Source organism: Pseudoalteromonas sp. AOP7-A1-14 (assembly GCF_052376275.1).
In the GTDB taxonomy this organism is placed as follows: domain Bacteria; phylum Pseudomonadota; class Gammaproteobacteria; order Enterobacterales; family Alteromonadaceae; genus Pseudoalteromonas.
The window spans coordinates 13,256-34,009 of record NZ_JBQSVO010000026.1 but is presented as its reverse complement, the minus strand read 5'-3'; the positions used below and the strand labels follow the sequence as shown (position 1 = coordinate 34,009).

The 20,754-nt window shown below is 40.4% G+C and carries 16 protein-coding genes; 10 read left to right on the top strand and 6 right to left on the bottom strand.

Annotation, left to right across the window (positions count from 1 at the left end; all coding sequences use genetic code 11):
- Positions 1 to 551: 551 nt before the first annotated feature.
- Both ACT3RM_RS06455 and udk read right to left on the bottom strand, forming a co-directional pair.
- Positions 552 to 1,853 (bottom strand): NupC/NupG family nucleoside CNT transporter, encoded by a 1,302-nt coding sequence (locus tag ACT3RM_RS06455; RefSeq protein ID WP_441835166.1) that lies wholly within the window; start codon positions 1,851 to 1,853, stop codon positions 552 to 554.
- A 43-nt stretch (positions 1,854 to 1,896) separates the two neighbouring features.
- Entirely contained in the window at positions 1,897 to 2,526 is a 630-nt protein-coding gene (gene udk / locus ACT3RM_RS06450) for a uridine kinase (RefSeq protein ID WP_441835164.1), read from the bottom strand.
- A 190-nt stretch (positions 2,527 to 2,716) separates the two neighbouring features.
- Here udk and ACT3RM_RS06445 point away from each other — a divergent pair, with 190 nt between their 5' ends.
- From ACT3RM_RS06445 to ACT3RM_RS06430, 4 genes are all read left to right on the top strand, one after another.
- Positions 2,717 to 3,946, top strand: a complete 1,230-nt coding sequence (locus ACT3RM_RS06445) for a phosphopentomutase (RefSeq protein ID WP_441835163.1) — start codon at positions 2,717 to 2,719, stop codon at positions 3,944 to 3,946.
- On the top strand, positions 3,946 to 4,650 hold the full coding sequence (gene deoD, locus ACT3RM_RS06440) for a purine-nucleoside phosphorylase (RefSeq protein ID WP_441835162.1): 705 nt from the start codon (positions 3,946 to 3,948) through the stop codon (positions 4,648 to 4,650). The genes ACT3RM_RS06445 and deoD overlap by 1 nt, the downstream gene beginning before the upstream one ends.
- 316 nt (positions 4,651 to 4,966) lie before the next feature.
- On the top strand, positions 4,967 to 5,707 hold the full coding sequence (locus tag ACT3RM_RS06435; protein WP_441835161.1) for a ferredoxin--NADP reductase: 741 nt from the start codon (positions 4,967 to 4,969) through the stop codon (positions 5,705 to 5,707).
- Positions 5,708 to 5,769: 62 nt separating this feature from the next.
- Positions 5,770 to 6,477, top strand: coding sequence for a nuclear transport factor 2 family protein (locus ACT3RM_RS06430; protein ID WP_441835160.1), 708 nt, complete (start codon positions 5,770 to 5,772; stop codon positions 6,475 to 6,477).
- A gap of 326 nt (positions 6,478 to 6,803) precedes the next feature.
- Here ACT3RM_RS06430 and ACT3RM_RS06425 read toward each other — a convergent pair whose 3' ends face one another.
- From ACT3RM_RS06425 to ACT3RM_RS06415, 3 genes are all read right to left on the bottom strand, one after another.
- Positions 6,804 to 7,649 (bottom strand): tetratricopeptide repeat protein, encoded by an 846-nt coding sequence (locus ACT3RM_RS06425; protein WP_441835165.1) that lies wholly within the window; start codon positions 7,647 to 7,649, stop codon positions 6,804 to 6,806.
- 782 nt (positions 7,650 to 8,431) lie between these two features.
- Positions 8,432 to 9,637, bottom strand: coding sequence for a type II toxin-antitoxin system HipA family toxin (locus tag ACT3RM_RS06420; protein WP_441994673.1), 1,206 nt, complete (start codon positions 9,635 to 9,637; stop codon positions 8,432 to 8,434).
- Positions 9,627 to 9,926, bottom strand: a complete 300-nt coding sequence (locus ACT3RM_RS06415; RefSeq protein ID WP_441835158.1) for a helix-turn-helix domain-containing protein — start codon at positions 9,924 to 9,926, stop codon at positions 9,627 to 9,629. The genes ACT3RM_RS06420 and ACT3RM_RS06415 overlap by 11 nt, the downstream gene beginning before the upstream one ends.
- Positions 9,927 to 10,375: 449 nt before the next feature.
- Here ACT3RM_RS06415 and ACT3RM_RS06410 point away from each other — a divergent pair, with 449 nt between their 5' ends.
- The 6 genes from ACT3RM_RS06410 to ACT3RM_RS06385 all read left to right on the top strand — a co-directional run bounded on the left by ACT3RM_RS06410 (position 10,376) and on the right by ACT3RM_RS06385 (position 17,261).
- Complete coding sequence (locus ACT3RM_RS06410; RefSeq protein WP_441994674.1) at positions 10,376 to 10,981, top strand: class I SAM-dependent methyltransferase; 606 nt, start codon at positions 10,376 to 10,378, stop codon at positions 10,979 to 10,981.
- Positions 10,974 to 13,925, top strand: a complete 2,952-nt coding sequence (locus ACT3RM_RS06405; RefSeq protein ID WP_441994675.1) for a DEAD/DEAH box helicase family protein — start codon at positions 10,974 to 10,976, stop codon at positions 13,923 to 13,925. The genes ACT3RM_RS06410 and ACT3RM_RS06405 overlap by 8 nt, the downstream gene beginning before the upstream one ends.
- 722 nt (positions 13,926 to 14,647) lie before the next feature.
- Positions 14,648 to 14,983: a hypothetical protein gene (locus ACT3RM_RS06400; protein ID WP_441994676.1), complete on the top strand. Its 336-nt coding sequence runs from the start codon at positions 14,648 to 14,650 to the stop codon at positions 14,981 to 14,983.
- On the top strand, positions 14,977 to 16,107 hold the full coding sequence (locus ACT3RM_RS06395; protein ID WP_441994677.1) for a macro domain-containing protein: 1,131 nt from the start codon (positions 14,977 to 14,979) through the stop codon (positions 16,105 to 16,107). Before ACT3RM_RS06400 ends, ACT3RM_RS06395 begins: the two co-directional genes overlap by 7 nt.
- Positions 16,108 to 16,198: 91 nt before the next feature.
- Positions 16,199 to 16,786, top strand: a complete 588-nt coding sequence (locus ACT3RM_RS06390; RefSeq protein ID WP_441994678.1) for a hypothetical protein — start codon at positions 16,199 to 16,201, stop codon at positions 16,784 to 16,786.
- Between the two features lie 172 nt (positions 16,787 to 16,958).
- A complete protein-coding gene (locus ACT3RM_RS06385) occupies positions 16,959 to 17,261 on the top strand; it encodes a hypothetical protein (RefSeq protein WP_441994679.1) in 303 nt (100 codons plus the stop codon).
- 117 nt (positions 17,262 to 17,378) lie between these two features.
- Here ACT3RM_RS06385 and ACT3RM_RS06380 read toward each other — a convergent pair whose 3' ends face one another.
- Positions 17,379 to 20,546, bottom strand: a complete 3,168-nt coding sequence (locus tag ACT3RM_RS06380) for a DUF3427 domain-containing protein (protein ID WP_441994680.1) — start codon at positions 20,544 to 20,546, stop codon at positions 17,379 to 17,381.
- Between the last annotated feature and the right edge of the window lie 208 nt (positions 20,547 to 20,754).

The following is a 20,754-nucleotide window of genomic DNA, read 5'->3' as shown; positions in this document are numbered from 1 at the left end:
AAGACACTTATATAGCGCACAGAGGTGTTAATCTTAGCAGCACATAATACCGCTTCACCTGAAATACAATAGGGCCATTTTCAATGGCTAATGTTTTGTTCGATAGTATTTAGGTGATTTAAAACATCATAATTTAATTCATTTTATGAGCGAGCAATAGTCTGTCGGGTTTTAATATCTTTAGTCTTGCTGCTTTACAATCGCATTAACAATGTCAGTGCGGGTATATGCTACTGGCTTGGGTGTTAATTAGGGTTAGTTAGGTTTAATTAGGGGGGAAGGGGAATTTGGCTACAACGCGATTTTTAAACACTAAAACGACTAAAGGTGAAAAGCTAATAATAATAAAACTGACGATAATTAAATTAACCGTGCCGGGATGTGCCTTAAAAATAAACAGGCTTGGCTGGTAATAAAGTAGTTAATTATACGTCTTTAAAACGATAAAAGGGCCTTGCGGCCCTTGGTGAAGTATCGTTCAAACCAGATAAAACTTTAACCCCTTAAAGTTTTATCTGTTTGTTTTGCAACTACGGCTCATCTCAAAGTTTCTAAGCTAGCGAGAGGAAAAAACCAGCAATTGCGGCGCTCATAAGGTTAGCCATAGATCCTGCTAACACAGCTCTGAGCCCTAAGCGTGCGATATCCTTTCGCCGACTAGGCGCCATACCGCCCAATCCACCTAGTAAAATTGCTATCGATGATAAATTAGCAAACCCACATAATGCGAATGTAACAATCGCTTGCGTGTGAGCGCTTAACGTATCGCGATAATTTATAAAGTCTAAGTAAGCTACAAATTCGTTTACAACTATCTTTTGACCTATAAAACTGCCTGCGATTATGGCTTCATCCCATGGTACGCCTAATAACCAAGCTACCGGAGCAAAAACATAACCTAAAATACTTTGTAACGTTATTGTGCTAAACCATTGGCCTGTGTGACTTAACCAAGCGCCAATATCGATAAATAGATTACCGAAAAAAGTGCCGTCTATCGAACTGCCAACATTAACCAGCCAACCACCAAGGCTTGCTACTAAACCCCCAACGCCACCAAACAGGCCGTTTAAAAGAGCAATTAAAGCAACAAAGGCTAATAACATGGCACCAACATTAAGGGCTAAATGCATTCCATTTGCTGCACCAGATGCCGCAGCATCAATAACATTAACGGGTTTTTCATCATCTAAATCAAGGTCAGCTAAGCTGTCTTTAGGTGTTTCAGTCTCTGGCACAATCATTTTTGCCATTAAAAAACCACCTGGTGCAGCCATAAAGCTAGCTGCAATTAAGTACTTAAGTTCAACCCCAATAATTACGTAACCAGCCATAACTGAGCCCGCAACAGTTGCTAGACCGCCAACCATAACTGCGAACAGTTCTGACTTAGTCATTGTTGCGATGAAGGGCTTAACAATTAAAGGCGCTTCAGTTTGGCCAACAAAAATATTAGCTGTTGCTGAGAGTGACTCTGGTCGTGATGTTTTTAATAGTTTTTGTAAGCCACCACCTAGAATTCTAATAATCCAATCCATGACGCCAATATGGTAAAGCACCGCTACAAGGGCGGAGAAAAACACGATAACCGGTAGTACTTGAATCGCAAAAATAAAGCCTAAAGTATCTTGGTTGGCAAGCGGTCCAAATAAAAAGCTAATCCCGTCATTAGCAAAACCAATTACAGATGACACGGCTTTTGACATACTTACTAAGGTATTTTTGCCTGCTTCAAAAAACAGTACAAAACCACCAATAATAAATTGCAGGGCAAAAGCGATACCCACTGTTCTTAAACTAATTGCTTTGCGATTTGTCGATGCTGCAAAAGCAATACTTAGTAGTACAACCATGCCTACTAAGCTCATAAAAGTTGTCATGTTTTTTATCCTGCTGTTATTGCTGCAATAATGATTTTATTTTACTTTTGATTATATCAATCGCAACGCGATTTTTGCCGCCTCGAGTAACTACTAGATCAGCATTGTGCTTCGAAGGCTCAATAAACTGATAAAACATCGGGCGTACGGTCGCCTGATATTGCTCAACAACAGACTGTAACGTTCTGCCTCGTATTTCCATATCTCTTTGCATACGGCGCATAAGGCAGATATCTAATGGTGTATCGATAAACACCATAATATCAAACTCTTTACGAAGAGCCGGATCGCTTAATAATAAAATACCTTCTACAATTAAAATTTGAGCAGCTGCTACTTTGCGAGTTTCTTCGCTACGAGTATGCAATGCATAGTCATAAGTAGGTACCTCAATGGTATTACCTGCTCTTAATTGTTGGAGATGCTCATGTAAAAGTGCATGCTCAAACGCATCAGGATGGTCGTAGTTGGTTTGTGTTCGATGATCGAACGGCAAATGCGACTGATCCTTGTAATAGGCGTCTTCTTCGATTACAGCAATCGCGCCTGGTTCAAGCTCATTGACTAATTCATTATAAATTGTCTTACTAAAAAGAGATTTGCCCGACGCAGATGCGCCTGCAATGGCTATTATTGTTCGTGTCACTAAAGTTCTCACCCACACAGAAAGAGATATTGTTGGTCGATCACAATAGCAAAAAAGACACGAATAATCTCTTTTGCTTCGCTTATAAAGTGAAATTTATATTGTTTCGGTTTTATGAAACAGGACTTATGTCCTGTTTCATAAATCCAAAGAGCGGATAAAGTAACCGTATTAAACATGTGAGGTGAGTATGGCAAGAGCAATTATATTAATGGCAGATAGCCTAGGTATTGGTGCAGCACCAGATGCGGAAAAGTTTGGTGATATTGGCGCGAACACGTTTGCCCATTTATTAAAAGCCTACGCAGATGAAACAGGTGAGCACTTAGCGTTGCCAAATTTAACTCGTTTAGGCTTAGCAGATGCCTGTGAAGCTGCCGGTAAAGAGCCTTGTTTGATAAGCGAACGCCAAGCGCCTGCAGCTGCTTGGGGCTATGCAAAAGAATTATCTAGTGGTAAAGATACGCCATCGGGTCATTGGGAAATGGCGGGTGTGCCGGTGTTGTTTGATTGGGGATATTTCCCTGATACCCAGCCCTGCTTTCCACAAGAATTTATAGACGAGCTTATTGCTCGTACAGGTATCCCAGGTATTTTAGGCAACTGTTATGCCTCAGGTACGACAATTTTAGAACAACTAGGTGAAGAGCATGTAAAAACCGGCAAGCCGATTTGCTACACCTCAGTTGATAGCGTGTTTCAAATAGCCGCGCACGAAGAATCATTTGGACTAGAGAAGCTTTATCAGGTTTGCGAAATCGCACGGGCGCTACTTGATGAAATGAATATAGGAAGAGTGATTGCGCGGCCATTTTTGGGTTCTACTAATCAAGACTTTGCCCGTACTGGCAATCGTCGTGATTATTCTGTGTTACCGCCAGCACCAACTTTGCTTGATAAATTAGCAGACAACGGCGGTGAAGTAATAAGCATTGGTAAAATTGCCGATATTTATGCGCACCAAGGTATTACCCAAAAACATAAAGCGCCTGGGCTTATAAACTTGCTAGAGAAAACCTCACAAGTGCTAGCAACCGCGCCTGAGCAAAGCTTAATTTTTACCAACTTAGTTGATTTTGACGAAAAGTTTGGTCATCGTCGTAATGCCGTAGGGTATGCCAAAGCATTAAAAGAGTTTGATGACTACTTACCAACTATTTTGAATCAGCTAAAAGCAGATGATTTATTAATTATTACTGCCGATCATGGTTGTGATCCAACAGCCCCTGGCACCGATCATACCCGCGAATATGTACCTGTAATTGCTTACCAACCGGGGCTTGAAAATACCCCACTTGGTGAACGAGCTAGTTTTGCAGACATAGGTCAAACCCTTGCCCAGTGGTTTAATCTTCCTGCACTTGAATATGGTGATGGCTTTAAAGATAAGTTATTAGCCAACGAAAAAGGAAACCAATAATGAGTACTCCTCATATCAATGCCAATACCGATGATTTTGCACCTACAGTATTAATGCCAGGCGATCCGTTGCGTGCGCAATACATTGCTGAAAACTTTTTAGATGATGCAATACAAGTCACTGGTGTGCGTAATATGTACGGTTTTACCGGAACCTATAAAGGTAAGCCTGTGAGCATTATGGGGTCGGGGATGGGTATTCCATCTATGTCGATTTATGCCCGTGAATTGATTGTGAGCTACGGCGTTAAAAACCTAATTCGTATTGGTACCTGTGGTGGTATTGGTAGTGATATTAAAATTCGCGATGTTATTTTTGCACAAGGCGCTAGCACTGATTCAAACGTAAACCGTACTCGCGTACGTGGTTATGATTTTGCAGCCATTGCAGATTTTGACTTACTGTTAAATGGCGTTAACACAGCTAAAGAGCTAGGTATTAAGGCTAAAGTAGGTAACGTATTTACCACCGATACCTTTTACCAAGCAGATGACACATTTTATAAAGAACTCGACAAGTTAGGTGTCTTGGCCGTTGATATGGAAACTGCCGGCATGTACGGCGTTGCTGCTGAATATGGCGCAAAAGCCATGGCATTATTTACCGTTAGTGACCACGTGATCACCGGCGAAGCAACACCAAGCGAAGAACGTCAAAGTACGTTTAACGAAATGGTTAAAATTGCATTAGAGTCGATTGAATAAATCCAATATAGACTTTATATAAAAGTTCCTTGGTAACGTATTCACTTAATTAGGAAACACGCCAAATTTAGTGAGACTAACCGCTCAAAGCCGCATTTATGCGGCTTTTTTTATAGGTTAAAACAGTTAACGAGCGTAAAATTGGCAAGAGTAAAGTCGCGTTAATTTTGGTATGTGTGCGATGTTACTTTTTTATCTGGAAGAACGAGCAAGCGAGTACTATTTATAAGTAATACGCACATGCTCAAACATTGACACTCTTGTTTTCCCTTGCCACTGTTATATAAAGTATATACCAATTTTAAAGGACTCTATTATGTCGAACTGGGTAGATGCAAAAGTAAAAAATATTGTGTGGTGGACAGACACATTATTTAGTTTAATAGTGAACGCCGATGTTGAGCCATTTAAAGCAGGCCAATTTACGAAACTGTCAATAACGATAGGAGATAAGCGCATAGCAAGGGCTTACTCTTATGTGAACCCGCCAAGCTCAAACGACTTAGAGTTTTACCTTATTAACGTTGAAGATGGTTTGTTGTCACAACAACTTGCAAAGCTATTACCCGGTGACAACGTAATGATAGAGCGCCGCGCTACGGGCTTTTTTACTCTTGATGAGATCCCCAAAAGTAAGCAATTGTGGATGCTCAGTACGGGTACTGCAATAGGGCCGTTTTTATCAATTATCGAGCAAGGCGATGTGTGGCAGCAGTTTGATGAGGTGTACCTTGTGCATGGGGTGCGCTTTAACACGGACTTAAGCTATCAGCAAAAAATAAAGCAATTGCAACAAACCTATTCCAAACTTACTTATATTCCGGTTGTTAGTCGTGAACAGCCTGAACATGGTGAATCTGGGCGAATTACTGATACCATTAAAGATGGGCGTCTGTTTAAGTATGCAACTGAGCCCACAATGCCAAATAATGCGCAATTTATGATTTGCGGTAACCCGCAAATGGTAAAAGATACAACCGCTATGCTTAATGAACTTGGCTACCAACGCAACCGCCGGCGTGAGCCTGGGCATATAACCGTTGAGCAATATTGGTAAAAAACTATCGCAAAGCGCGATAATTTGTTATTTTAGCGATTCTAAAATTAGTCAGGAATACTATGAAACCGTTACTTTTTGTTTACCTTTTATTATTTTCATGGCAGTCGCTTGCTGTTGAATCAGCGTCTGCAGATGAGCCTGAGCAAGAAAAGTCAGAAGTTGTTTTAACGGAGTCTAGAGCGGTAATAGAGAAAAACGCCGATGAGCCTTCAAAGTCTCGATCAAAACCTGAAGTAAAAGTTGAACCATTACAACCCGTGCAAGATGCCTCTAAAGTAATAGGTAGCGAAGCCGCTGAAATAACAGAGCAGCCAAAAACTCAGCAAGAAAAGGCTGTTGCGGTCACTGAAGCTGAAAAAGCCATAGATCAAGCAAAAAAAGCGCTGAGTAAAAGGCAACAAACTAAAGCTAAACAATCACGTGAGTCACTCGCGGTTATTGAGAAATTGATTGCCGCTTATAATGCCAAAAACATTGAAATATTTATTAGCTTATATGCAGAAGACGTAGAATTTTATGCTTTTCCTAACGAACTGTTGTTTAAAGGTAAAGAAAAACTGATTGCCCGTTATGGCATTATGTTTAAAAAACTCAAGTGTATTCAGTCATCGCCTATTAAACGTATTGTGCATGGTAATATAGTTATTGACCATGAATTGTCAGAGACCTGTTCAAAAGACCCTAAAGTGGTTGATAAACGTGCTGAACTTGTGACGAGTTATCAAGTTGAAAATGGCAAGATCACCAAAGTGCTCTTTTTTAAATAACTGTTTCAGGTTATTTGTTTAGTGAGTAGAGTTATAAAGAATCAACGACGATGCCATTTGGGTTTACTGGCATAGATCATATTAATACGTTTGTGGCTAGGCTATAAGCAGTTAATGACGCCTGACTTTACTACCAACCAGTTTACCGCACTACGATAAAGCCAAACCGGCCTTACAATACAGTAATACGGTAATACAGTGCCTCGGGGCGTAATTTATAAGCGCCAGCCGAGGCTTACTCCACACACTTTAAAATCAGTAAAGGATTGTTTGAGGAGCAGCTTGATGAACTGTTCACCCTACGTTATACCCTTGCTTAAATAGCGCTAACTACCCGCTAAAATAGCGTTAAAGCTATCGTTATCATGTAGGCTTGCAAACGCGCTCTCATGCAGTAATTCATTGCGTAAATTAGGTGAATATTCTAACGCCATTTTAATGTCAGCAAGCGCATCGGTATGTTTATGGGTTAGCGCATAAGCACACGCACGTTGCCAGTAGGCATAGCCGTAATCGCTGTCAAAATCAATCGCCTGATTGCACAATTTAATCGCTTCTTCAGTCTGGTTAAGCTCTAAAAGAGCATCGGCTTTGTAGGCAATGGCTTCAACATCTTCTGGCTTGCGTTTTAATATATCGTCAAAGATTTCAATTTTGTTCGAAATATCGCTTTCTAAATTAGCGCGCATCCACAGTGAGTGAACCTCGTTAGTGACTGATATTTTTTGTTGGTTACTTAAAATTTCTTCAGAGCGCTCACGTAGCTTTTCTTCAAATGTATTAAGGCGTGCTTCGTATTCGTCGGTGATCACACTTACGCGAGTATTTACTATATCTTCTACTTTATTTTTAACATCACGTAGTGAGTTCCAGCCCACTAATACTAAAATAGACGCGGTGGCCGTAATAATAAAAAATACGTTATTAATTGTATCGGTGGTGTAAGTTAACGCACGATCGGCCGTATCAAGCTGCGCATGAGTTACTTGCTTGGTGACATCTTCACGGAGTTTTTGTTGATCTTGACGAACTGATTTTAGCTCATCAAGTATATAGCGCTCCATAAGTGGTTTATACATAGGTTCGTTAAGCTTATCTAGCGCTTGTTGTTCCTCTGCGGGTGTTGGCGTTGAGCTTTGTGCTGCTGCAAGCGCCTGCGTTGAAAAAAACATAGAAATAAACAGAAAAACAAATACCAGTAAGTGATTACGCATAGTAATACCTAGAAAATAGAATGGAGTTAAATCAACTAGCCGCACTTTACCATGTCAACCCCTATGGCACTAGCGCAAATAAGGCAAAAAAAAAGCCAGCTCAGGGGGAGAGCTGGCAAAACTGCTTAAACAACAAATGTCATCAGGGGAATCAACAGAAGTTAGGATATATAGTAATCTTATTTGGCTGAACAACTACTTAATAGTAAAAGCTTTTTTAAATTTTATTTTTAAATTTCAGTTTTACATAATTCGACTCGGCTTAAGCGCATAGACTAAAACTTTTCAGTGGTAAAATGCGACACTAATTCGTTCAGTTATTATATGGCGTACCAATATCGTCTAATTGTGGTCGTGACAATGTTGAACTAGCTGAGCACTTAATATTAAATACAGTAGGAGATGGTTTTGAAACCCCAATAGCAGTAAGCAATTAGCTGCGCTTAAATTTAATAATAACAACGTAACGCCATTAAATATTGGCACCATGCCTGATGCGGGCTATCGTTATAAAAGTAAAATAATGGTTTTTTTGTAATGAGCATCCGTAAATAACACGTGCATGTTGGCTCTATTTTATATCGCGTCTAAATGGGCTTTGCGGCAGTAGAAACTGGCTACAGCCGTGAACTAAAGCTCAATAAAGTAAGCAACTAAAACGCAAGAGGTAAGGTATTAAAAATACAACTTAATGACTTAAAAGTCAGTCATTAGCCTGCCATTGATTGCTTTTTAAGTCTTTATTTTATCTTGGGCAATACGCTTTCTAATCGTGTAATGTCATCATCAGTTATATTAGCAAAGCGCTGAAAGTGTTCGCGCCACTGGCTTGTATATTGTTCTATCTGCGTAATTATTTTTGTCGCTTGTGAAACATTCAAACCAAAACGTTTTGTTTGCGATAATAAATTATCTATACTGGCAAAACGTCCATCTTCACCGAGTCCTATGCCATGTTGCTTTGAGTTATTGATTGGGGTAATGTCATAAGCAGGGCTTAGCCGCCATGTTTTATCAGCAAAGCAGTATAAAAATGCATGGTTACGGCTGTGGTCATCTGTGTTACCAATAAAGGCATTAAATACCATGCGCTTATAAAGCTCTGTGGCATCATCAGCAAACTCGATTGTATAATGGCGAATAAACTCGGCAAGTTCACCATACGAATAATAAGTCGATAAATCACTCATTGCCACTTTAGGCTTTTGCAGTAAGCTATTGGCGCTTAAAAAGTGATGAGTTGGTAAGTCTTTGCTTACATCAAAACGTTCAATAAGCAATACATCGCCGTTTTCAGTTTCATGAATAGCGGTATTAGCTGTACGAATACCTAACTCTTTTGCCATACACATAGCCGCGTGTTCGGCTCTAACTAGGTTGAATAAATCGTCTTGGCGATTAAACTTAGCCAAATAAAGCTTTTGTTTAATTTGTACTGATGTTTTTGGCCGCGCGCCTCCCATACTTTGACCAAACTCAAAGGCTTTTTTAGCCTCATTTGAAATTGCTTTATTCGCTAATAAATTATCTTTTGCTTGATCGAGTAAAGCCAAATCAGCCAAGGTATTTTTATTGGTTTTATGTTTTGACGCACTGCGCGACAAACTAAATACCAAGGCGCCTACACCATAACCCGACCCCGCGAGCAAAAATTCTAATTCGTTTTGTGGTTTAGTATTGTGCAACGATAAAATGAGCTTACGCCCCCACGAGTCAGCGCCGGCATCACTTAACACCCCAAACACCCCTTTATTTGCTTGGTAACTGAATATCCCAGGCTTTAAAGGTAAGTGAATAGGGTCAAGCGCAAACGCATCTACACGGGCTAAATAACTTTTACCGTAATTAAATTCACCACGGCCAGTTTTAGTGTCTAATTTAAAAAAGCCACAAATGACCGGTTTGGCTTCTAATCCATCAATAAAGACATAGCATTCAGAAGTCATCGTTAACAACCTGCGCTTTATTGGTTTTACGCTGGCGCGTGTTGTAACCACCAACATCGGCGGCCAGCTCGTTTATTTCATCAAGTAACGAGCCTTGTAGTTGCAATACCACTAACGCTTCAAACAAAATGTCACTTTTAACCACTTCACCTTGCTCAAGCTTTTGCACCGTGGAACGTGACACACCAATCATCTTGGCAAACGTGCTTTGCGTGTAATGCAGAGTACGGTGCTGGCGAATTAAATCTCCGAAACGCTGGGCTATTTTTAATGCTTGTTCAGATCGCATAAGTGACTACTTAATCGGTCATTAATTTGTTATTGATTAGTTTAGCGGTATTTGCTTTGTTTGCAAGGTGATTTTAAAAGATCAGCGTTGAGGTGCGGGAATCGAGCTGCGAATACACCTAGCACCTTTTTCCGCCTGTGATTGCTTTTAAAACCAATTTTACCGCCGAGGGCACAGAAGCGCTTAGCTACACAGAGAAGATAAAAATAGCGCGGGCTTCGGCAATAATCCTAGACCTAGTTACTTCCCTAGAACCTAGCGACCTTTGATCCAAATGCCAATATAAAACTAAACTCTTCATTTGTACCGCTAGCAGGCTATGTGCATGGTACTTATCGAGTATCTCTATCTTTTTAATACATTTTCATGTTAGGTTAGAATTAAACTTAATGAAAGCTTAACAAGCTAGTAGTTAAGTATTATTAATTAACCAAGGAGCGGTAGAATTAGTGCCTAATAAAACACTCAGTTACTACAATCAAAACGCACAAAGCTTTAGCGACTCAACACTTAATGTTGATATGTCGGCGCTTTATGCTGAGTTTTTACCGCACGTTGCACAACACGGGCGTATTTTAGATGCCGGTTGTGGCAGTGCGCGCGATGCCGCGTATTTTAAACAGCAAGGCTTTACTGTTAGCGCGTTTGACGCAAGCGCAGAACTTGCAAAGCTTGCCAGCAATTACTTACAACAACCCGTTCAAGTTAACACCTTTCAGCAGCTTGATTGCAGTAATCACTACGATGGTATTTGGTGTTGCGCTAGCTTATTGCACGTGCCAAAAGCTGAGTTACCACAGGTGTTTTTAAACCTGCAACACGCGCTTAAACCAAACGGGGTTTTGTATGTGTCGTTTAAATACGGCACGCAAGAACGTGTGCATAACGGCCGTGAGTTTACAGACTTAAACGAAGCGGGTTTAACCGCGCTGATTACCCAGCACACCGAATTTAAAATAATAAAACAATGGCAAAGTGTTGATCAGCGCCCAGGTCGTGAAAGCGAAGTGTGGCTCAATGCCTTATTAACGCGCAGCGAAGCAATAAGTGAATAATTTTATTGAGCACCAAGAGCTGCAATGTAATCAGCAGCAACTTATTACTGGTGATAATGACCCGTTATTACCCAACCTTGTGCATGCAATAAATAATGCCACTGAGATTGAAATTACTGTTTCATTTATTCAACCTAGTGGCTTAGCTTTGTTGTTCGACCCACTCAATGAAGCTTTACAAAGTGGTGCAACACTTAAACTCCTTACCTCAGACTACCTTGATATTACTCATCCTAATGCTTTGAGAGAGCTAATGGCGTTGGTTGATCGTGGTGTCGATGTGCGTATTTACCAAACACAGAGTAATCAAAGCTTTCACATGAAGTCGTATATTTTTGTCAAAACAAACGGCACCAGCGAAATTACGTCAGGTTGTGCATTTATCGGCTCAAGTAATATTAGCGCCAGCGCACTTACTAAAGGCCATGAGTGGAACTTTCGACATGACTACATGCAGCCAAAAACAAGCCAAGCAGCGCAGCAGTTTTTAAGTATTCGTAATGCTTTTAATCATATTTTCAATCACGAGTTTGTCACAAATTTAAGTCATGAATGGATTTATAGCTACATTGCTAGGCGAAAAACACAGCAGTTTGTAGCGGTAAATCATACCGATACAGCAGAACAAATTATTGAACAAAGCGAAGCTAAAACACCAAGGCCAGCTCAAATTGAAGCGCTCAACGCGCTAGCTCAAACTCGTACAGAGGGCTTTAAACGTGGCTTAGTGGTGTTAGCAACGGGAATGGGTAAAACGTGGTTAAGTGCATTTGATGTAAAGCAATTCAAAGCCAAGCGTGTTTTGTTCGTCGCGCATCGTGAAGAAATACTGTTACAAGCACAACGTACATTTGCTGAATTATTGCCGCTTTCAACGGGGTTTTATAACGGCAAACAACGTGAAAAAAATGCAGAATGTTTGTTTGCATCTATTCAAACCATTGGCCGTAGTAATCATTTGCAGCAATTTTCACCAACGGCGTTTGACTACATCATTGTTGATGAATTTCATCATGCTAGCGCCCGTGTTTACCGCCAGCTTTTAAACTATTTTGAACCACAGTTTTTACTAGGTTTAACCGCCACACCAGAACGTACCGACCAAGCCGATATTTTAGGATTGTGTGACAACAATTTAGTGTTTGAGCGAAACTTAACGCAAGGCATCGATCAAAAAACGTTAGTGCCGTTTCATTACTACGGCATTTGGGACGAAAACGTAAACTACCAAGCCATTCCATGGCGCAATGGTCGATTTGACCCCGCAGCACTTGAAAACAAATTTGCGACGCAAAAGCGTGCTGAACATGCACTTGCACAGTGGCAGCAATATAAACAGCAACGTACGTTGGGCTTTTGTATCTCTACAAAACATGCAGATTATATGGCAACTGCGTTTAATAAAGCGGGTATCAAAGCGCTATCAGTACACAGCCAATCAAAAGTACGGCGTAACGAAGCACTTAGACAATTAGAGCAACGTCAGGTTGAAGTATTATTTACTGTTGACCTATTTAACGAAGGCACTGATTTACCAAGTATTGATACTATTTTAATGCTGCGACCAAGTGATTCTAAAATCCTATTTTTACAGCAATTAGGTCGTGGTTTACGTACGCTAGAAGGTAAAACGCATTTAGTGGTGCTTGACTTTATTGGTAACCATCATAGCTTTTTAAATAAGCCTTATGCGTTACTCCATGAAACTACGCCAAGTGGTGTAGTGAAAAAGCTTAAAAAGCCAAATCTAGCAGATGGCTGTTTTATAAATATTGATTTAAAAGTCACCGACTTTTGGCAACAACTAGCTAAGGCGCAGCGCACCACCGCTCTTGAAGATATAACACAGCTTGCAGAGCAACTTGGGCATTTACCTACCTTAAGTGAGTTTTACTACCACTACGGTGATATAAAAAAGGTAAACAGCAATTACACTAGTTGGTTTGAGCTAATCGCTAAAACACAAAACATTGATGATGATGCACAACAAAGCGCTGAGCAACTAGCGCCATTTTATGACTTTTTGCACAAAGGCATACAAACAACGAGTATGACCAAATGCTTCAAAGCTATTTTGCTTGAGGCGTATGTAGCACTAAATGGCTTTGCTAATCCACCAACGGTTGCAGAGCTTGCATTAATGAGTGCTAAAGTATTAGCGCGTCATCCAAATTTAAAACAACACGATTTAGCCATTAAAGAACAACAAGCCGCCGCTGATTCACAAATATGGCAAAGCTACTGGCGTAAAAACCCAATCAAAGCTTACACCAATAAAAATAAAGATGGCACGCAGTGGTTTACGTTAGAAAACGACACAGTAAAAGCCACGTTTGATGTACCCGCAGATAAACTCGAGTTACTAAATAACGCCGTGTTAGAGCTGGTTGAATACAGCTTAGCTAAATACAGTCAGCGATTAAAAGTAAATGTAGCAACAACGGAACAAAATATAGAGCAACAAGCTGACAATGTGACTCAGCTAGAGTTTAAAGAGCTTGCCGATTCAGCAAAAGAGCAAGATAACGTATTAAAGCTGCCGTATTTCCCTAATATAAAAATTGCTTGTGGGCATTTTAAAACAGGGGATGAGAGCGATATGGAATTAATGGACGCGCCACTTGGCGCGGGCAAGCTCGACCCGCAAGTGCATTTTTTAGCACACGCATCGGGTAACTCAATGAATGGCGGTAAAAACCCAATACTTGATGGAGATTTATTGCTACTTGAGCTTATAACACCTGATAAAGCGGGATCGTTACGCGGCCAAATAGTAGCAATTGAGCGAGATGATGTGGGCGGAGAAGGGCAGTATTTACTTCGTAAAGTTAATAAATTACCTAACGGGCAATATGAGCTAATTGCTCAAAACCCCGATTACGAGGTAATGATTGCAGATGAAAGCATGCGAACATTCGCACGGTTTAAACAAGTGGTTTTGTAGTCGCGATTTTATATCGCGCTATTACTTGTAGACGCGCAGCTTGCTGGCGTTAAAAGCTTGAGATTCAAGGGATCAAAAACCTCTATTCGAGGTTTTATCGCGTTGGCGATGGCAACCAAAGAGAGGCTGCCGCCGACCGCCCCTTGGAACCCCACGGCGCACCCGAGGATCACACTGTGTCCTCAAGTTAACAATTGATGTGAACGTAAGCGCCGTGTATTCGCCATCCATGGCGAAGTCACGGCTTAACTTGCATCCATGCAAGTGATTACTCATCAATTTATAACTTTCGGGTGTGATCACGGGGAGTTGGAGTGTGTTGATAGTTTGGCGTTTATGAATGTAGTCGGGAGTTGTTTCTGTATCATGGCTTTGTAGATGCGAAAAGTAAGTTTTGAGTAGTGTAGTTGCTATGCTTTTTTTAGAAACGAGGGATGCTTTTTTAGTAAAAAGCTGTGGTTGAATTCACAGCAAAAAGCGGTCACTGGGATTGACTAAATATAATAGTTAATTGGTCAAACAGCTCTTTACGTATATATTTATGGAAATAAGCGAACCACGCATATTGTTTTATTTAACTTTACACAAATATTTTAGAAAACTTAGAGATAGTAATACCTTAGGTTATTTGTTAGAGCTATATAATGTAGAAATATGCGCAATGAGTGCACTATTAAATTGATATAGGGAAAGGACCAAAATCTCGATGGGGGCAAGATGGGATGACTCGGGCTGATAATGATCATGCTGTGAAGTCCTTGCCTATGTTAAAGAGAGTCCTCACTGAAGATATTGGAGGACTTAGTGAGGAATCAATAAGAAAAATAGTGATTTTGGTGACCTATGATGATCTGATTGGAGATATTGTTGCTAGAGAGCGCGATGAAAAACAATTGGCCGATATTATTGAGAATGAAAACGATCTAAATATGCTTATAGCTCTTGCTAAGGCAGACATGAACTCAATCAATATGTTTTGGGTAATATCTCATGGTCAATCGATTGAAGCTTTAAAAAGCAGAATGCTTCAAGTTTTAGGGGGCGATAGTCCATGCTAGAGTTTGTTAAAGGTGATTTCTTCGATTTTGATGCTGACATAAGAATCAATACGGTCAACTGCGTTGGTGTCATGGGTGCTGGTGTAGCACTAGCTTTCAAGAAAAAATACCCTGAGATGTTCAGAGAGTATGCTCGGCAATGCAAAGAAAAAGAAATTGTCCCTGGAAAACCTACTGTGTGGAAGCAAGGAGATATGTTTTCGAAAGGGATTGAAATCATAAACTTCCCTACAAAAAATCATTGGAGAAACCCCTCTGAATATGAGTATATTGAAGATGGCCTCATCTGGCTTTCTAATTACCTAAAGAATAAAGAGGGGTTGACGATAACATTACCTGCTCTTGGATGCGGACATGGAGGCCTGGATTGGGGGGAAGTTAAGCGACTTATCCTAAAATATCTTGAAAAAACGTCAAACAATATTCTTGTGTTTGAGCCTGAAGCTTCTAAAAAGGCTGGAAAAAATCTGTCAATCACACCTGAAAAGATATCCGAACTTAAGAATCTAGGTGTGGGCCTTGTAAAGAAGAATGAAAAACATTATCCGATTGGATTGACACGCTATACAGAAAAAGATCTCTGGGTTCTAGGGAACTTAACCACAGAATTTGATATTGCCATAATCGCTGGAACAAAGCCTAGCGAGGAAGAAAAGTCAGTCGTCAATGAGCTAATAAACTATTGTGAAGTTAACAATCATAGTGTTTTGTTTGGTGGCTCTGCATTCGAAAAGCGAATGGCTTTAGTTGCTATGAAAAAGGGAGTTAAAACAGGGGTTTTCCTGCCGAGCGGTATTTATAATTCCGCTGAGAAAATGCGTGATAAGGGGGAAGATGGAAATATCTCCATTCTTTCCATAGGTGACCCTTTTACAGTATTCGATAAAAGAGAATATATGCCATCTGTTCTTAGTCGTATATTTATCTGTAAGTCAGTTTTCTTTACAACCGATAGGCTTAAATGGATTGAAAAACAAAGAAATATTATTTTAAAAAACAAAATACATTCATATTTCGTTAAGTATGAAGAGCTTCAGAATGATGATTATTTGGCGGCTATCAGTATAAATTCTGAGCCAGTGAAAGTGGTTGGTTGTGATTTCTCAACAGAGATTGAGCCCTAACAAGCGGCTGCTAACGGACTCGCAAAATCTCCGGCTTCGCCTCCGATTTTTCCAGCCGCAGAGTCGAGCATTATAAGTACAAGGAAATCTCGTGGAATATTTCAAACTAGCATTTGCTATCATTTCATCCGTAGGTGGTGCAGGGTTAATAATATTAGGATTATCTAATTGGCTCGGTAAAATCTGGGCAGCCAGGTTAATGGAAGCTGAAAAGCAAAAGTATGCTAAAGACCTTGAAACGTTCAAATCAGAAATAAGCCTTAATGCTCAAAAAGAAATTGAAAAATTAAAAGCAGATGTTGAAATTTTTAAAACTAAAGAAATAGAGAGTTTTAAAGACAAGATTAATATATACCGACAAGCAATGGATATTATTTCTGAAGCACTGGCTGATCTTGATTTATATCGTCATACAGAGCTAGATGAAGAAGCAAAGAAAAAATCCTTCCATAAATTTAATGTTTCACGACTAAAAAATAGAGCTTACATGGCAATGTTGTCATCACCAGAAATAGTACAAAGTTTTGATACCTTAGTTGACGAAATCATTTCTATCTATAACAGCGAAAAAGAATACTGCTGGGTAACGATTCGAAATATATCAATACCCATAATTGATACGATTAGAAAGGATATTGCTATGTCTGAAGGCGAGATAAGGTATGTCGGTGAACGTTAAATATACTCATACCAAATGACTAATGTTATGAGTGACCGTTCATGGCACGGATCAGAATTTCTGCAAAGACTGAAAAGCTAACTATGGTAGTTTGAAACCTTGCAAGATATGCTACCTTTTAGAGTATAACTAATAAAGTGTTATATGTTTTGGCATGGAAAAGGAGAATTTAATGGCTAGACATCGTGTTGGGAATTCATATTTATCAGATGAAGAGCTCTCTGAGCATCAATCAGAAAATTGGAAAGTATGGATATTTATCATAGCTGCATTGTGTACTGGATTTGTTGTAGCAAATATTACAGATGGAAAAATTGACCTCAAATTAATGAGATTTTCCATAATTATTGGCTCGGCTATATTAGTAGGTGTTATAGCTGCAAAATTAAGTGAAATTATTCGCTGGGCAGTATATTTATCTATCGTGCTTGGAATAACCTTTTTTGCAGGCACACTTATTTGGTCGTTGCTGTGATACATATAACAACCACTGAAGTTGGACTCCCGAAAAAGCGTGTTTGCCGCTTATTGAAGGGTTACTAAAGTCTGCTATCGGCACATAGGCGTTAAGGATGATCAAACTTAAAATCCATCACCCAACCGCCAACTTCCCTGCCTCATGCCACATTTCGCTTGGCATGGGGTTGGTTAACTCCCACGTTATATTCATTGGCTGACTACCATTGTGGCTTTGGTATTTAACCTCGCCGTAGTTTACAAATCCCATGGTTCGGCCGTTTTCGTCTTTGCCTTGTTCGCGGACAAATAAAAGGATGGTTTTGCCTGTTTTTTGATGCTGAATATAACTTAGGCCGCGGCCATGTTCTGGGCGGGCGCTGTTTTGCGTTTGCCAATGAAACAGAGAAGGGCTGATTGCGTAATCGTGGTACAGCGTAGTGGGTGAGTAGGTTTTCTCGCATTTATTGAGTGTTACAAATAACAGCTCTAAGTTTTGGTTTTTAAATTCTAAAACACCTTCGCGGGCGGTCGATTTTTTATCAAACGAGTGTGCGCCAAACGCGGCGAGTATTTGCTGGCGTGTGTAGCGGCTGTGTAATTTTATTGCATGATTAGGTAAGCACGTTAAATCACTTTCTTGCTGGTGGATGCGGTTTATAAACAGCGTAATTACTTGTGCAAGTTCCTGCTGTAGCTTTCTATGTTTAAGTGCCTGTAAGCTTTGCTCTAGGGTTTTAAACCCTAAACTTGAGCCAGTGGTATCCCAAAAGTTGTAATGCGCCATAAGCGCGTACTGTTGGTTTTGCGCTATTGGGGTAAAGCTAAAGTCGTTGTTACATAAATCACGTAAAAAGCATAAGTAGCTAAGCGAGTTGCAGCCGAGTAACTGAGTGTTGATTGCGCGGTAATACGCGGCGTAAATGTCGGCTTGCTCTGCGGGTATTTCATCGCCTTTTAACCAATGCCAGCCGCCAAGTTTACCGTCTTTTGGTTTGTATATATCTTCAAGCGTGACTTGTGGGTTTATGCGTAAAAAATTACTCAGCGTGAGCGTATCATTGGTATGTTGCGGGTAAGCAGTTATCAGTTGGTGTAAACGGCGTTTAGTGTTTATGGCTTGCTGAATATTTTTTAATATCGTTTTTTGCGTGCGCTCTTGCAGTTCAATACGACAACCCAGCGGTAAATGCGGGAAGTTGTTTTCAATCTCGGTTTTTATTGGCTGGTTGCTTTTACCAATGAGTGCGCGAAACTTACTAGCAAAGTCGTATTCTGGACGAGCATTGCCAACAAAGTCGAGTACGGTACAGCATTGCTTTGATCTACTTAAAGAAAAGCTATTGTCAGGTAAACGCAATCCGCGCCCGAGTTGTTGTAAAAACAGCGTTAAGCTTTCAGTTGGGCGTAAAAATAACAGGGTATCGACTTCTGGAATATCGACCCCTTCGTTAAAAATATCAACCACGCAAAGTATTTGTATTTCGCCTTGGCGCAGCGCTTGTTGTTTGGCCGCGCGTTCATTGGTGTTTTTACTGGTCAGCACATCGGCGTTTATGCCTGCCAAGTTAAATTTTTCCGCCATAAATACGGCGTGATCTTGGCTTACACAAAATGCCAAGGCTTTAATGTTGTGAACATTCGTCACTATATCAGCAAGGCTGGATATAATTTTATTTGCGCGGCCGTTCTCACCTGTATAAAGGTTACTTAGCTCGCTTATATCGTAACGGCCACCACGCCATGTTATTTGGCTTAGGTCGGTCTCGTCATCTAGTCCAAAATATTGAAACGGGCATAAATGGCGTTGATTTATTGCCTCTGGCAAGCGAATTTCAGCGGCTATTACGCCACAAAAATCATCGAGTATATTTGCGCCATCTTGTCGCTCTGGTGTGGCGGTTAAGCCAAGTAATATTGTGGGCGTAAAGTGATTTAAAATAGCGCGATAACTGGCGGCACTGACGTGATGTACTTCATCGATAACTATGTAGTCATAATAATCTTGGGTTAAATTAAGTGACTCAATTTGGCTATTCAGCGTTTGGATTGACGCAAATAATTGGTTGTAACGTTGTGGCTTGTAGTTACCTACCCAAAGCTCGCCAAAGTCGTTGTTTTTAAGCACGCCACGATAAGCGCTTTGCGCTTGTTTGAGTATTTCTTCACGATGGGCTACAAACAAAAAGTGTGCGTTTGGGTTTTTGTCGTAAACGGCTTTAAAGTCAAACGCCGATATTATTGTTTTACCAGTTCCCGTTGCGGCAACTACTAAATTTTTAAAGCGATTATGCACGCTGCGCTCTACGCTTAGTTTTTCTAATATTGCGAGCTGGTGGGTTTTTGGGGTGATATCAAAATAAAACTGGCTGCTTGCTTGGCCAATACCGCGTTGCTCATTAAGTGAATTTATGAGCTTTTCTTTGCATTCAGCTTTGCCAGTAAACAGCTCGAAATCTGGCGATTGCCAGTAAGTTTCAAAGGTGCTTTTGGTTTTGGCTATTATGTGCGGAATTTCTTGGGCGGTAATTTTTAAGTTCCACTCAAGGCCGCTGGTTAGCGCCGAATGCGATAAATTAGACGAACCAATATAACCGGTATGAAAACCCGTATTACGCATAAACAAGTATGACTTGGCGTGTAAGCGTTCTTGCTGATTATTGTAACTAAGCTTTACCTCGGTATTTGGTAGGCCTGCTAAAAACTCAACCGCTTTAGCATCCGTTGCACCCATGTACGAAGTGGTAATTACTTTGAGTTTATTGCCGCTTTTGGTAAAGGCTTCAAGCTCATTTTTAAATATGCGCAGCCCTGTCCATTTTATAAATGAGACAAGCCAGTAAATAGTGTCGGACGATTTAATCTCGCGTTTTAGCTCGGTTTCGAGGGAGATCCCCGCATTTGCACCGCTAAATAATTCGCTTTGAGTAAGCCCTGTTAGCGGAAAAATATTTTTAGAGTAATCTTTAAGATTTGCAGCAATGGGATTTTGGGTATTAAACAATGCAGTGAGAATACGGCCTTGGCTGTCGATAAGGTTCTCGTTGATCAGCTCGTCATCGCGAATATGCTCTTTAAGCCAAAGCACGAGGCTGTTTGCTAGGTTTATTTGCTCTTGCAAACATTCGTCTGAATTAGGGATTGCATCAATGGCATGTTCAACAAGCTTACCTAAAAAACGCGAAAGCCAAGTAGCCGCCTCAGCTGATTCAAGCTGGCGTTCACCGACATAAAATTGGTCGCGATTTAAGTTTTGCTCAATTACTTTCGTAATCAACTGCTCGTAAATACCAATTTGCTGCATTAAATCGCTCCCTGTTTGCGAGCATTCAGTTTACTAAAAAATGCAATGTAAACAAGCATTAACTCATTATTGAATTAAAAGCTAATGCAAAGACAATTTCCCCGTCATTTTGCCCGAAAAACCTCAATTGATGAGTAATTAATTGCATGGAAGCAATTAAAGCCGTGACTTCGCCATGGATGGCGAATACACGGCGTTTACGTTCATA